Annotated in this window: 16 protein-coding genes; 14 read left to right on the top strand and 2 right to left on the bottom strand. The window is 34.1% G+C overall.

Annotated elements, in window-relative coordinates:
• Positions 1–64 precede the first annotated feature (64 nt).
• From SJY24_RS20395 to SJY24_RS20380, 4 genes are read left to right on the top strand one after another with little or no spacing between them, the layout of a single operon-like run.
• Positions 65–1,726: a peptide ABC transporter substrate-binding protein gene (locus SJY24_RS20395; RefSeq protein ID WP_377865971.1), complete on the top strand. Its 1,662-nt coding sequence runs from the start codon at positions 65–67 to the stop codon at positions 1,724–1,726.
• 58 nt (positions 1,727–1,784) lie between these two features.
• Positions 1,785–2,201, top strand: coding sequence for a FosBx1 family fosfomycin resistance bacillithiol transferase (gene fosB / locus SJY24_RS20390; protein WP_377865970.1), 417 nt, complete (start codon positions 1,785–1,787; stop codon positions 2,199–2,201).
• 12 nt (positions 2,202–2,213) lie between these two features.
• Positions 2,214–2,759 carry a short-chain dehydrogenase gene (locus tag SJY24_RS20385; protein WP_377865969.1) on the top strand — a complete coding sequence of 182 codons (546 nt, stop codon included), beginning with the start codon at positions 2,214–2,216 and terminating at the stop codon, positions 2,757–2,759.
• A gap of 13 nt (positions 2,760–2,772) precedes the next feature.
• A complete protein-coding gene (locus SJY24_RS20380; protein ID WP_377865968.1) occupies positions 2,773–3,384 on the top strand; it encodes a phosphoserine phosphatase 1 in 612 nt (203 codons plus the stop codon).
• A 45-nt stretch (positions 3,385–3,429) separates the two neighbouring features.
• Here SJY24_RS20380 and exsB read toward each other — a convergent pair whose 3' ends face one another.
• Complete coding sequence (gene exsB, locus SJY24_RS20375; protein WP_377865967.1) at positions 3,430–3,993, bottom strand: exosporium protein ExsB; 564 nt, start codon at positions 3,991–3,993, stop codon at positions 3,430–3,432.
• A 181-nt stretch (positions 3,994–4,174) separates the two neighbouring features.
• Between exsB and cotH the strand changes: the two genes are divergently transcribed.
• From cotH to SJY24_RS20335, 8 genes are all read left to right on the top strand, one after another.
• Positions 4,175–5,251 (top strand): spore coat protein CotH, encoded by a 1,077-nt coding sequence (cotH, locus tag SJY24_RS20370; protein ID WP_377865966.1) that lies wholly within the window; start codon positions 4,175–4,177, stop codon positions 5,249–5,251.
• Between the two features lie 105 nt (positions 5,252–5,356).
• Positions 5,357–5,974, top strand: coding sequence for an NUDIX hydrolase N-terminal domain-containing protein (locus SJY24_RS20365; protein WP_377865965.1), 618 nt, complete (start codon positions 5,357–5,359; stop codon positions 5,972–5,974).
• 104 nt (positions 5,975–6,078) lie between these two features.
• Positions 6,079–6,681: an undecaprenyl phosphate transporter UptA gene (gene uptA / locus SJY24_RS20360; protein WP_377865964.1), complete on the top strand. Its 603-nt coding sequence runs from the start codon at positions 6,079–6,081 to the stop codon at positions 6,679–6,681.
• 96 nt (positions 6,682–6,777) lie between these two features.
• The gene (locus SJY24_RS20355) at positions 6,778–8,157 is read left to right on the top strand and encodes a putative polysaccharide biosynthesis protein (RefSeq protein WP_377865963.1); all 1,380 of its coding nucleotides are present in this window, start codon (positions 6,778–6,780) and stop codon (positions 8,155–8,157) included.
• A gap of 186 nt (positions 8,158–8,343) precedes the next feature.
• Entirely contained in the window at positions 8,344–9,285 is a 942-nt protein-coding gene (locus tag SJY24_RS20350; protein ID WP_000932386.1) for a magnesium transporter CorA family protein, read from the top strand.
• Between the two features lie 199 nt (positions 9,286–9,484).
• The gene (locus SJY24_RS20345; protein ID WP_000418719.1) at positions 9,485–10,381 is read left to right on the top strand and encodes a permease; all 897 of its coding nucleotides are present in this window, start codon (positions 9,485–9,487) and stop codon (positions 10,379–10,381) included.
• A 3-nt stretch (positions 10,382–10,384) separates the two neighbouring features.
• Positions 10,385–11,254 carry a TIGR03943 family putative permease subunit gene (locus SJY24_RS20340; protein WP_044444221.1) on the top strand — a complete coding sequence of 290 codons (870 nt, stop codon included), beginning with the start codon at positions 10,385–10,387 and terminating at the stop codon, positions 11,252–11,254.
• A gap of 119 nt (positions 11,255–11,373) precedes the next feature.
• Positions 11,374–11,880: an acyl-CoA thioesterase gene (locus SJY24_RS20335; RefSeq protein WP_377865962.1), complete on the top strand. Its 507-nt coding sequence runs from the start codon at positions 11,374–11,376 to the stop codon at positions 11,878–11,880.
• 130 nt (positions 11,881–12,010) lie between these two features.
• On the opposite strand, the gene SJY24_RS20330 is transcribed toward SJY24_RS20335, so the two are convergent.
• Positions 12,011–12,097, bottom strand: coding sequence for a YjcZ family sporulation protein (locus SJY24_RS20330; protein WP_000505094.1), 87 nt, complete (start codon positions 12,095–12,097; stop codon positions 12,011–12,013).
• A 159-nt stretch (positions 12,098–12,256) separates the two neighbouring features.
• On the opposite strand from SJY24_RS20330, the gene cls reads away from it, so the two are divergent.
• Positions 12,257–13,441: a cardiolipin synthase gene (gene cls, locus SJY24_RS20325; RefSeq protein ID WP_377865961.1), complete on the top strand. Its 1,185-nt coding sequence runs from the start codon at positions 12,257–12,259 to the stop codon at positions 13,439–13,441.
• A 32-nt stretch (positions 13,442–13,473) separates the two neighbouring features.
• The gene (locus tag SJY24_RS20320; RefSeq protein WP_377865960.1) at positions 13,474–13,932 is read left to right on the top strand and encodes a spore coat protein; all 459 of its coding nucleotides are present in this window, start codon (positions 13,474–13,476) and stop codon (positions 13,930–13,932) included.
• The last annotated feature ends 94 nt before the right edge of the window (positions 13,933–14,026 follow it).

The raw sequence follows: 14,026 nt of genomic DNA, 5'->3' as shown, positions 1-14,026 counted from the left end.
CTTTTGTATAATAATATGTATTATACTGGATTTCATTTATACATATAGATTGGGGGAAGGAAGAATGAAGAGAAAGGTAACAATGATTGCTGCAATTGCATTATCAACTAGTGTATTGGTTGCAGGTTGCGGAAATGGGGAGAAGGCATCTACAACAAAGAAAGAAGCAGGTAAGGGAGTAGCAGATAAGCAAGTATTAAACTTACTAGAAACAGCAGAAATTCCTTCAATGGATACATCAAAATCAACGGACTCTGTATCATTCAGGGCCTTTGTAAATGCAATGGAAGGGCTATATCGTTTAGATAAAGATAATAAGCCAACGCCAGGTATGGCAAAAGATGTGAAGATTAGTGAGGATAAAACGACGTATACATTTGAATTACGAGATGCAAAGTGGTCTAATGGTGATCCAGTTCGAGCGCAAGACTTTGTATATGCATGGCAACGTGCATTAGATAAAGCAACGGCAGCTGAGTATGCATTTATTTTATTTGATGTGAAAAATGCACAGAAAGTAAATAAAGGAGAATTACCGCTAGATCAATTAGGAGTGAAAGCGAAGGATGATAAAACGTTAGTAGTAGAATTAGAACAACCAGCACCATATTTCCTTGAGCTGACTTCATTCCCGACATTTTTCCCTTTAAATGAAAAATATGTAAAAGAACAAGGGGATAAATATGCATTAGAGGCAGATAAACTATTATACAATGGACCATTTACTATGAGTCAATGGAAACATGAACAAAGTTATCAGTTAAAGAAAAACCCTAATTATTGGGATAAAGATACTGTAAAGTTAGAAGAAATTAATGTAAGTATTGTGAAGGAAACGAGCACAGGAGTAAATTTATATGATAGTGATCAAGCAGATCGAGTTATTTTAAGTTCTGAATTTGTTGATAAATATAAAAAGAATAAGCCAGATGAATTTAAAACGAAGTTAGATCCACGTATGTATTTCTTGCGCTTTAACCAAAAAAATGCAACATTTAAAAACCAAAAAGTACGTGAAGCAATTGACTTGGCATATGATAAAAAAGGAATTGCGAATGTTATTTTAAATGACGGATCATTGCCAGCATATTTCTTAGTACCTGAAAAATTTACGACAGGGCCAGATGGGAAAGATTTCCGTTCTGTAAATAAAAATTTCCGTGACAGTAAAGATAATGCAGAAAAAGCAAAAAAATTATGGGAAGAAGCGAAGAAAGAACTTGGACAAGATACAATTACAGTAGAATTTCTAAATGATGATAACGGTAGCCGTAAAAAAGTGGGCGACTTTATTAAAGAAGAGTTAGAGAAAAATTTACCGGGGCTAAAGGTGAATTTGAAACAACAACCATATAAGCAGAAGCTAGAGTTAGAAAAGAAATTTGAATATGAATTCTCATTATCTGCTTGGAGTCCAGATTATCCAGATCCAATGACTTATATTGATATGTTTGTAACTGGAAGCTCATTTAATGAAATGGATTATTCTAATCCGAAGTATGATGATTTAGTAGCAAAATCAAAAGGAGAGTTATTAAAAGATGATGCAGCACGCTGGAAAGCACTTGCGGAAGCTGAAAAAATCTTAATTGGTCAAGACGCTGCAATCTCACCTACGTATCAGCAAAGTACGGCTTATTTAGAGAAGACATATGTAAAAGGTATCGCTAACCATACGTTTGGTGGAGACTTCAGTTATAAATGGGCATATATTACAAAGAAATAGTATAATAAAAGATGAGTGAATTTTCGCTCATCTTTTATTTGTATAGGAGGAATTAGAGTTGTTAAAGGGAATCAATCATCTTTGTTTTTCGGTTTCAGATTTAGAAAAATCTATTGTGTTTTACGAAAAGATACTAGAAGGAGAATTATTGGTTAAAGGAAGAAAGCTAGCATATTTTAATATATGCGGAGTGTGGGTAGCACTTAATGAAGAGGTACATATTCCAAGAAATGAGATTCATCAATCTTATACGCACATTTCATTCACTGTAGAACAAGAAGATTTTAATTGTTTGTTAAAGCGATTAGAAGAAAATGAAGTTCATATTTTAAAGGGCAGAGAACGAGATGTGAGAGATTGTGAATCTATATATTTTCAAGATCCAGATGGCCATAAATTTGAGTTTCATTCAGGGACATTGCAAGACCGTCTAAATTATTATAGGGAAGAGAAACCTCATATGACATTTTACTAAGGGGGAAAGAAGTTGCATGCACTTGTAATTGGTGGAACAGGAATGTTAAAGAAAGTTTCTATGTGGCTTTGTGATCAAGGATTTCGTGTGTCTGTTATTGGACGAGATGAAGTGAAATTAGAAAATGTTAAGCAAGCTAGTTCCGCACCAAAAAATATTTCATGTCTTCCTTTAGATTATCAAAATGACGATGATCTAAAGCGATCTATTACAAATACAATTGAACAGAATGGTCCAATTACATTAGTAGTTGCATGGGTACATTCGAGTGCTAAGCATGCATTACGACTCATTTGTAATGAGATTGAATTGTCATCGGAAAAGTACAGTTTATTTCATATATTAGGTAGTAGTGCATCGCGTACGAAGTCACAAAAAATAGGTGGGGCATTATGTAGTTATTATAGAATTATATTAGGGTTTATTTTAGAAGATACATATGCAAGATGGCTTACTCATGAAGAGATTGCTGACGGAATTATAAAAGGAATTGAAAGTAAATGCACAGAATGGATGGTAGGGAGAGTAGAGCCGTGGGAATCGCGACCAAAATGGTAAGGGGGCATGTGAAATGAAGACAACGGTATATGTAACAAGGCACGGTGAGACAGAATGGAATGTAGCAGGACGGATGCAAGGACGGAAAAATTCAGCATTAACAGAGAATGGTATGATACAAGCGAAACAATTAGGGGAGCGTATGAAGGATTTACCACTCCATGTCATATATAGTAGTCCAAGCGAAAGAACGCTTCATACTGCTGAATTGATTAAAGGGGAACGCAATATTCCAATTATAGAAGATGAACGTTTCTATGAAATAAACATGGGGATATGGGAAGGGCAAACAATTGCTGATTTGGAAATGCAATATCCAGAAGAAGTACATTTATTTTGGAATGAACCACATCTTTTTCAGTCAACATCAGGGGAAAACTTTGCGGCCGTTCATAAAAGAGTAATTGAAGGGATACACTTTCTTTTAGAAAAGCATAAAGGAGAAAACATTTTAATAGTAACTCATGCTGCAGCAGCGAAATTACTCGTAGGGCATTTTGCAGGTTTTGAAATTGAACATGTATGGGAAGATCCATTTATGCATAGCGCGAGTCTTAGTGTGATTGAATTTGATGAAAACCGTGGTAAAGTAAAACAATTTGCAGATATAAGTCATTTTCAGTAAACGTAAAAAAGGTCGCAGAGCGACCTTTTTGGTGGACATAAAAAACTAGCAATTACGTTTTTTATACCAGAAGTGATCGAATTTCTTATTTTTGCAAGATGGGAATTTATGTCCGCCTTTGCAATCATTCCATTTGTGCCCGTCATCGTGACAGTCTTTACCATGATCACAATCATCATCGCAAGAGCCACCATGACCGTTAGGGAAGAATTCGCATTTTTTACAGAAACTTCGTTTTGTCCAGAAAAATTTCTTTTCAAAGCGTATGCATTTTGTAACGAACGTACAATGTTTTCTGCGAGTACGTTTTGTAACTAAAACGCATTCTTTTCTACGTGTCACTTTCGTAACGAACGTCCATTTTTGAACGCGTACACGAGTACATTTTGTAACAAATGTCCATTTTTTTACATGCGTACATTTTGTAACGAACGTACAATGTTTCACGCGAGTACATCTTGTTCTTGGACATTTACCCCCAGTTGTACATTTACATCCAGTTGTACATTTATCATCATCGCACTCAAATGTACTTGGATCTTGATGTAAGAAATCCTCCATCCCAGCACTTTTGATTTCTTCAACAGCTTTTCTAATATCACGTTTCATAGAAATCCTCCTTATCATGCATTAAAGTGAAAAGGTATTCTTTTTCCTTAACATGATATGAGATATGACGTCTTTCTGAACAGGACAAGAGTGTAATTTTATATAAATAGATGATAGCGGATGTATGGACAAGACAAGGCGCATACATTGAATGAAGAGAACTGAGAAGGGATGAGAAAACATGCTGCCTTCATATGATTTTTTTGTTCATCCAATGTACTTAGTGGAATTGAAAAAGGACATTTGGTCAGATAGTCCAGTGCCAGCAAAATTAACTTATGGAAAAAAGAAGTATGACATTGATATCGTATACCGAGGGGCTCATATTCGCGAATTTGAGAAAAAGTCTTATCATGTTTTGTTTTATAAACCGAAAAAATTTCAAGGCGCGAAAGAGTTTCATTTGAATTCTGAGTTTATGGATCCGTCTCTCATACGAAATAAGTTATCTTTAGATTTTTTTCATGATATTGGTGTACTTTCGCCAAAATCACAACATGTATTTATAAAAATTAATGGTCAAATTCAAGGTGTGTATTTACAGTTAGAATCAGTTGATGAAAACTTTTTGAAAAATAGAGGGTTACCGAGTGGTTCTATTTATTATGCGATAGATGATGACGCGAATTTTTCGTTAATGAGTGAGCGAGATAAAGATGTTAAGACAGAGCTCTTTGCGGGTTATGAATTTAAATATTCGAATAAAAATAGTGAAGAACAACTGAGTGAATTTGTATTTCAAGCGAATACTTTGTCGAGGGAAGATTATGAAAAAGAAATCGGGAAGTTTCTACATGTAGATAAATATTTACGATGGTTAGCTGGAGTTATTTTTACGCAAAACTTTGATGGTTTCGTCCATAACTATGCACTATATCATAACGATGAGACAAATTTATTTGAAGTGATACCGTGGGATTATGATGCGACTTGGGGGCGAGATGTACAAGGGAGACCACTTAATCATGAATATATTCGTATTCAAGGTTATAATACGTTAAGTGCAAGATTGTTAGATATACCTGTATTTAGAAAACAATACCGAAGTATTTTGGAAGAAATATTAGAAGAACAATTTACCGTTTCGTTTATGATGCCGAAAGTAGAAAGTTTGTGTGAATCGATTCGTCCATATTTACTACAAGATCCATATATGAAAGAAAAATTAGAAACATTTGATCAAGAGGCTGATATGATTGATGAATATATAAATAAAAGAAGGAAGTATATACAAGACCACTTACATGAATTGGATTAATTTTGAAAGAGATTGGAACATTATCAATCTCTTTTTTTGTATAATAAAGATGTATCAATTGAATTGACGTAATAGTTACTTAATAAAGAATGGAGATGTGGAAACATGACGGTCAAGTGGATTGATTGGGTAAAACAAATACAATCTATAGCTCAAGCGGGTTTAACGTATTCTAAGGATGTGTATGATATAGAGCGTTTCCAACAATTACGGGATATTTCCATCTCGATGATGTCACATTACACAAAGACAGATTGGGAAGTTGTAGAGAAGTTATTTGCAAGTGGGACAGGCTATCAAACACCTAAAGTTGATATAAGAGCAGTTATTTTTCAAAATGAAAAACTATTATTTGTGAAAGAAAAAAGTGATAGGAAATGGGCATTGCCAGGTGGATGGGCTGATGTTGGTTATACGCCAACAGAAGTAGCAGCAAAAGAAGTTTTCGAAGAGACGGGTTATGAAGTAGATGATTTTAAGCTACTCGCTATATTTGATAAAGAAAAACATCAACCATCGCCTTCAGCAACACATGTATATAAAATTTTTATTGGCTGTAAGATTATTGGTGGCGAAAAGAAAACTAGTATTGAAACAGAAGATGTGGAGTTTTTTGATGAGAATGAATTGCCTAATTTATCGATTGCTAGAAATACAGAAGAGCAAATTAAAGAAATGTTTGCCTACATGAAAGACCCGCAGAAGGAAAAAATAATAGATTAATACTGCTTGAATTGTACATATTGTTAAAATGAAGATATTGGCAGATGCCAATCTTTATGTGATAATGGGATGGTATGTGAAGAAAAAAGGAGATAGAAAAGAAAATGTTAGCAAACATAATAGATCAGTTATTGCAATTCTTTGCAAGTCTAGGATACTTTGGAGTAGCGCTAGGTTTAATGATTGAAATTATCCCGAGTGAAATTGTTCTTTCATATGCAGGATTTTTAGTTGCAGAAGGAAAAATTAGTTTTGTCGGTGCAGTTATTGCTGGAACAATCGGTGGTACTTTAGCCCAAATCTTTTTATATTGGCTTGGATACTATGGAGGACGTCCAGTTGTAGAGAAATATGGAAAATATCTACTTATTAATAAACACCATTTAGACATAGCAGAAAATTGGTTTAAGCGTTACGGAGCTGGAGTAATATTTTCGGCACGTTTTATCCCAATTGTACGTCATGCAATCTCTATTCCGGCAGGACTAGCTAAGATGCCATTAAAACTTTTCACACTGTATACAGTTGTAGCGATTATTCCATGGTCAATACTATTTATATACTTAGGTGAAAAGCTTGGTGGAAATTGGCGACATATTAAAGAGTATGCATCTGATTACACACATTACATAATTATAGGAGCTGTTCTCTTTGTTGCTCTATACTTCGGTTTAAAGTATTTAAAAAAGAAAAAAGCAGCGCGTTAAAGTCAATGATTTTTCATTGGCTTTTTTTATTGTTTCAGTTCTAAAAAAAAGGAGTTGTCCATAATGTGTAATAATAAAGCGTAGCGGGGGAATGTGATGAAAGGATCACCGTTTTTACGTGGAACGATATTTTTAACGATGGCAACGATGATATCTAAAATGTTAGGGTTCATATATGTTATACCATTTACAGCAATGGTAGGTACGAGTGGGTACGTATTATATACGTATGCATACCGTCCTTATACAATTATGCTTAGTATTGCAACGATGGGATTGCCACTTGCCATTTCAAAAATGGTATCAAAATATGATCAATTGAATGATTATCATACGGTTAAAAGAGTATTAAAGAGTGGCATCGTTTTTATGTTTATAATGGGAGTTATTTCGTGTTTTACACTATATATATTAGCTCCACATTTAGCTAAACTTGTAATCGATGGAAATGATCAAACCGGGAATAGTATAACTGCGGTCGCAAATAACATTCAAATTGTAAGTTTTGCGCTAATACTTGTACCAGTAATGAGTTTGTTAAGGGGCTTCTTTCAAGGATTTCAATCGATGGGGCCTTCTGCACTAAGTGTAGTTGTTGAGCAATTTTTTCGGGTCTTAACCATTTTAATAGGAAGTTTTGTTGTTTTATATGTTTTAAAAGAGTCTATTTCGCTAGCGGTCGGTATTTCAACGTTTGGTGCATTTATGGGAGCTATAGGTGGATTAACGGTTTTAAGTGCGTATTATGTAAAAAGGAGAAGGCACTTAAAGAAAAAAGAGATGGCAAGTATACAACAAACAACGAAATCTTTTTTCTCGTTATATAGGGAGCTCTTTACATATTCAATACCGTTTGTTGTGGTTGGTTTAGCAATTCCGTTGTATCAGACAATTGATACATTTACAATTAATAAACTACTTATACAAATAGGATATATGCAAGGAGAAGCTGAAAAGATTAATGCGATAATTGGTCTTGTTCAGATGGTTGTACTCATTCCAGTTTCCGTTGCGACCGCTTTTAGTATGTCTCTTGTACCGGAGATGACGAAAGCTTATACAGCAGGAAATACAAAATTGTTGTACAAACATTTTACGAGGACGAATGTATTAGTAGTAGGGATTACGGTACCAGCAGCAATTGGGATGATGGTATTAGCTAAGCCAGTATATACTCTTTTATTTGGTGCCGGGAATGATCCGGAGATGGGGAGGGTCATTTTACAGTACTATGCTCCTGCTTGTATACTATTTTCACTCTTCACAGTAACGGCTGCAATGCTACAAGGAATCAATCAACAGCAGAAAACAGTGCTAGGATTAGTAATCGGAATTATTGTAAAGATAGTTTTAAATATTGTATTGCTACCGTATTTTGATTATGTGAGTTTTATCATTTCAACATACGCTGGCTATACGATTTCAGTCGGCTTTAACTTGTGGATGCTTTCTAAATATGTTATAAAGGCAACATAAGCTTTTTTAAAGGCAGAGAATACTCTGTCTTTTTCTATGTTTACAAGATTTTTCTTAAAAAAACGTTTTCAAAATAATTTTTCTATTGAAATTTAATCATTTGTTCCATATGCTGAAAATAGCGGTTCAAAAACTGTTGTTTAAGTGAGGTAGATTCCTACATGTAAAAAGAATCGGGGTGATAGTATGTTAAATATTTATTTAACAGACCGAAACGGAAAACTACAAGAGATTGAGGAAATGCAAAAGGGCTGCTGGATTAATGTACTTCATCCAACAGAAGAAGAAATTCAGTATCTAGTACAAACTTTAAATGTAGACTTAGATTTCATTAAAGACCCTTTGGATGATGAAGAACGCTCTCGTATTGAAAAGGAAGACAATAATACTTTAATTATCGTGGATATACCGACAGTCAGACATGATGAAGAAGGAAATTCAATTTATGATACGATTCCAATAGGTATGATTGTAATGCCAGATTGTTTTGTTACTATTTGCTTAGAAGAAAATCCAATTTTTGAACGCTTTATTAATCAACGTATTAAAGAATTTTATACGTTTAAAAAGACGCGCTTCGCACTTCAGCTCTTATATACAATTTCTACTTATTATTTAAGATACTTAAAGCAAATTAATCGAAAAACAATCGATTTAGAGCACCAATTAAATAAGTCGATGAAAAATAAAGAAATTTTCACATTGCTTGGCCTTGAAAAAAGTTTAGTTTACTTTACAACATCATTAAAGGCCAATAAGATTGTAATTCAAAAATTAATGCGAAACAGTACATTTTTGAAAATGTATGAAGACGATCAAGATTTACTAGAAGATGTATTAATTGAAAATAAGCAGGCTATTGAAATGGCGGAAATATATAGTCACATTTTAAGTGGAATGATGAATACATTTAGTTCGGTTATTTCTAACAATTTAAATAGTGTTATGAAACTGTTGACTTCTATTACAATCATTTTATCATTACCAACGATGGTTTCTAGTTTCTTTGGAATGAATGTAAAGGTTCCGTTTGAAGGGGAAGCACATGGTTTTGTAATTGTACTTATTATATGTGTAACATTATCTTTCACTTTAGCATTTGTTTTTTGGAAGAAACGTTACTTTTAATGATAGGAAAGCTGATCTAGCATAGTTATAAAACTGCGCTAGATCAGCTTTTTTTGCTATGAAATCTCAATTTTGGAACAGAATATATATTGTAAAATGTAATGTGTATGAAGGTTGTGAATTCGGTATAACCCTTGTTCAAATAATAAAATGGGGTTAAAATTACATATTGTTAAAGAAAAGTTGGAGGAAATACATCATGGAATTGTTTCAATTACCGAAAGCATTCCTGCAAATGAATACAATCTTTATCTCAATATTAATCGAAGCACTTCCGTTTGTGCTAATTGGTGTATTTATTTCAGGATTCATTCAAATGTTTGTGACAGAAGATATGGTGGCAAAATGGATGCCGAAGAACCGATTTCTGTCTGTTTTATTAGCTACTTTTTTAGGCATGATGTTCCCAGGATGTGAATGTGGAATTGTTCCGATTGTAAGACGATTAATCGGAAAAGGCGTTCCACCATACGCAGGGATTGCATTTATGTTAACTGGACCGATTATTAATCCAGTTGTACTATTTGCAACATATGTTGCTTTTGGAAGTAGTATGCACATGGTATGGTATCGTTCTATTGTAGCGATTATCGTAGCAATTATTGTTGGAATTATATTATCATTTATGTTTAAAGAACATCAATTAAGAGATGATCACTTCCCAGAAGTGAACCATAAGCGTCCATTACGTACAAAAATGTGGGATGTATGTACACACGCTGTTGAGGAATTTTTCTCAATGGGAAAATACTTAGTGTTAGGAGCGTTAATTGCTGCTGCAGTTCAAACGTTCGTACAAACATCAACATTGCTTGCTATTGGACAAGGTCCGTTTTCGTCATCAGCTGTTATGATGGGGCTTGCTTTTATTTTATCACTATGTTCAGAGGCGGATGCATTTATTGCTTCTTCGTTCCAAAGTACATTTTCAACAGCGTCACTTGTCGCGTTCCTCGTTTATGGACCGATGGTGGATATTAAAAATATGTTTATGATGCTTGCAACATTTAAAACAAAATTTGTAATTGTCGTGACGGTTACAGTTACACTTGTTGTATATGCAAGCTCACTACTCATTTATGCGATGGGGTGGTAGGTTATGTTTCGAGCATATATATTATTAGGTTTTACAATATTAATTGGGCAGCTTCATATTTCAGGTAATATTACGAAATATATAAATATGAAGTACGCCTATTTATCAAAAACTGCAGCTATTATTTTAGGTTTCTTAACGATTGTACAAATTATTATCGTTTTCCAAAAAGAGCACCAAAAGGAAAAAGAGAAACATGATTGTAGTTGTGATCATAGTCATTGTGGGCATGATCATTCGAAAGATGAGAATACATGGTGGAAAAAAGTGTTTTCTTACACGTTATTCTGTTTTCCAATCATTACAGGATTGTTTTTCCCAATTGCAACATTAGATTCCGATATTGTTAAGGCGAAGGGATTCCATTTTCCAGTAGCGCAAGCAGAAAGTAAAGATCCATTTATGACAAGGCAATTTCTAAGGCCTGACACGAGCATTTATTACGGGAAAGAAGGATACCGTGGTGTAATGGAAAAAGGGAAGAAAGAGTTTGTTACGAAAGATAATATCACTTTAAAAGATGAAGATTTCTTAAAGGGTATGGAGACAATTTATAATTATCCTGGTGAATTCACTGGTAAAACCCTGTCTTATAAAGGATTTGTTTTCCGAGATGATTCTTCTAAAAAGGAACAATATTTCTTATTCCGTTTCGGTATTATACATTGTGTAGCGGATTCGGGTGTATATGGTATGTTAGTTAAAAAACCAGAAGGTGTAGAGTGGAAAAATGATGATTGGATTCAGGTAGAGGGAGAAATTTCAACTGAATTTTATCAGCCGTTCCATGCAAATATTCCTGTTTTAGAGGTAACGAAATGGAATAAAGTTGAACAGCCGAAAGAACAATATGTATTTAGAGGAGCCGATTGATAAAATCGGTTCTTTTTTATGGACTAAAAGTTCTAAAAATTGTTAATATTAAACGTGTAGTTCATGAGATGTAGTGTATATTGGGATATTAAGGATAAATAATTAAAGGGGCGATAACAATGGCAGAAGTACAGGGGAAAACTGCAAATGAATCAAGAGTGTTTAAAACGAGCCGAGTATTTCCAACAGATTTAAATGATCATAACACGCTATTTGGTGGAAAGATATTGGCGGAGATGGATATGGTTGCTTCAATTTCAGCAACGAGACACTCGAGAATGGAATGTGTCACAGCGTCTATGGATTGGGTAGATTTCTTACACCCAGTTCGTTCTTCAGATTGCGTTAGTTATGAATCTTTCGTAATTTGGACGGGAAGAACTTCTATGGAGATTTTTGTGAAAGTAGTAGCAGAAGATTTAATTTCAGGTGAAAAACGTGTAGCGGCAACTTCATTCGTTACTTTTGTTGCGCTTAGTAAGGAGAATAATCCGGTTCCTGTACCGCGTGTTATCCCTGAGACAGAAGAGGAGAAAGAATTGCATCGAATTGCTGTGTTACGTGCAGAACAACGCCATATTCGTAAGGCAGAGAGTAAGAAGGTAGCTACACTGTTAACTTTTTGATGAAATATACTTTCCCGGTGGTACTATTATTGGAATAGGCTAGGGGATTATTGAAATGAAAAGCGGACACCTAAAAATAGGTGTCCGCTTTTATAGTTTTTTCATCCGCATATCGTATTACAATAACTGCTTAGCAGAAGCAAGCAGCACCTACGATAATTAAGAGGATAAATAATACGACTAGTAGCGCAAATCCATTACCATGTGCGAAGCCCATTGTTATTTCCTCCTTTTATTTTAAGATACAACATACAATATGCAAATGAGCTCCTGTTTGATATGGTCGTATATCATGCAATGACATATTTTTTGAATGGTAATGTTAAAAAAAAGGAAAGATATAGGAATAACAGTATTTAGAGAAAGGAACATATCCATGAAGCACTTTTTAATTGTAATACTTTGTTTTATAGGTGTATTCATATGGATGAACATCGATGTGGAAATGGGGAAGAAAATGGCTAGTGGATATGAATTAGAAAAAATTCGATTAGGGGATTTTCAATTATATACGAACGGTGATGAGTTATATAAAAGTTTATTTGAGGATATAAATCGTGCAGAAAAGAATGTGTATATTCATTTTTATATTGTAGGAAAAGATGAAGTAAGCCAAAAGTTCTTACAGTTATTAGAGAAAAAAGCATCTAGCGGAGTAGATGTGAAATTGTCAGTAGACCGCATTGGCGGATATAAGCTTAAGAAAAAGATAATTAATCAATTAAAAGAAAAAGGCGTGAAGTTTACATTTAGTAAAAAACCTAAATTAAAAAACTTATTTTATTCTTTGCATCAACGTAATCATAGACGCATTGTTACAATAGACGGGAAAGTTTCGTACATTGGTGGCTTCAATATCGGAAAGGAATATCTTGGACAGGATCCTAAATTTGGTCCGTGGCGTGATTATCATGTACGCATCGAAGGGAATGGAGCTACTGATATGGAAAGGAAGTTTGCGGAAGATTGGCAAGAAGATACGGGAGAAAAGTTTCCTATACATCAAGAGTTACCTGTAAAAGGAAATGTAAAATATCAATACGTATTTTCGAATGGAAAAGGTTTATGGAAGGAGTATGGAGCGTTTTTAAAGAAGGCAAAACATTCTTTAATTATCGCTACACCATATTTTGTACCGAGTAAAGAAATGGTGAAGGGGCTGAAAGATGCATTAAATCGTGGTGTCCGTGTAAAAATCCTCGTCCCATTTAAAAGTGATGCCGTATTGTTAAAACAGGCTGCCTATCCTTATTTGAAAGACATGTTAGATGCTGGAGCGGAGATTTATCAATATCGAAATGGATTTTTTCATGGGAAAGTAACAATCATTGATGAGGAAATGGTTGATATTGGTACAGCAAATTTTGATAATAGAAGTTTTTACTTAAATAACGAATCTAACTGTTTCATATATGATAAGACAGTCGTTGCTGACGTCTGGAGTCGATTAAAAGAAGACTTTCATAAATCAAAACGATTTTCTGAAGAAGATTTTGAGAAAATTAGTAGATGGGATTGGTTTCTAGCAAGAATATCAAATGTTATCGCATCATATTTATAGTATAGAGATGAAATAGGAAGGGAGGCGCTTTAATGGATTGTATGAAAGAATTGATGACATATAGTTACACACTTATATATAAAGTTGGAGAATACACGAGCAAGGTTCGAGATGAAGAATTAAAGGATATTTTGCAGCATCATTTGCCGTATATGTTACAAGCATATAATGAACAAGTGAATTTTCAAGAAGGAGAAAATATACAACATATAACTTGTAAACAAATGTGGCCGGAATTTACTGAAATGGATAGGGAAACAGATAATGAGTATACAGGGGATATTGGGATTGCTATTTGTTATATTACACATTTGAAACGATTAGCATTAAAGTTTGCTCAAGTGGCAGTAGAAGTTGCGAACCCGGAGTTTCGTTCTTTTCTGGAAAATTGTTTTTTGAAAATGAACCGATATGCATATAATGTTTGGCAATATGTTGTGAAGAAGGAATATAAGATTAAACATGTATATGAAAATGAAAAATTCGCGTGAAAAGCTAAGGCGGAATGAAAGGCGCCTTAGTTTTTTTATGTCCAATTAGAGGGTGAAGGTTAAAGAGTGGGTTTGTTATCAGGAAATTTACATA

It is taken from the genome of Bacillus sp. R86525, assembly GCF_042466195.1.
GTDB classification, from domain to species: Bacteria; Bacillota; Bacilli; order Bacillales; family Bacillaceae_G; genus Bacillus_A; species Bacillus_A nitratireducens.
The sequence above is the reverse complement of the archived record's forward strand: the minus strand, read 5'-3'. Positions and strand labels throughout refer to the sequence as shown.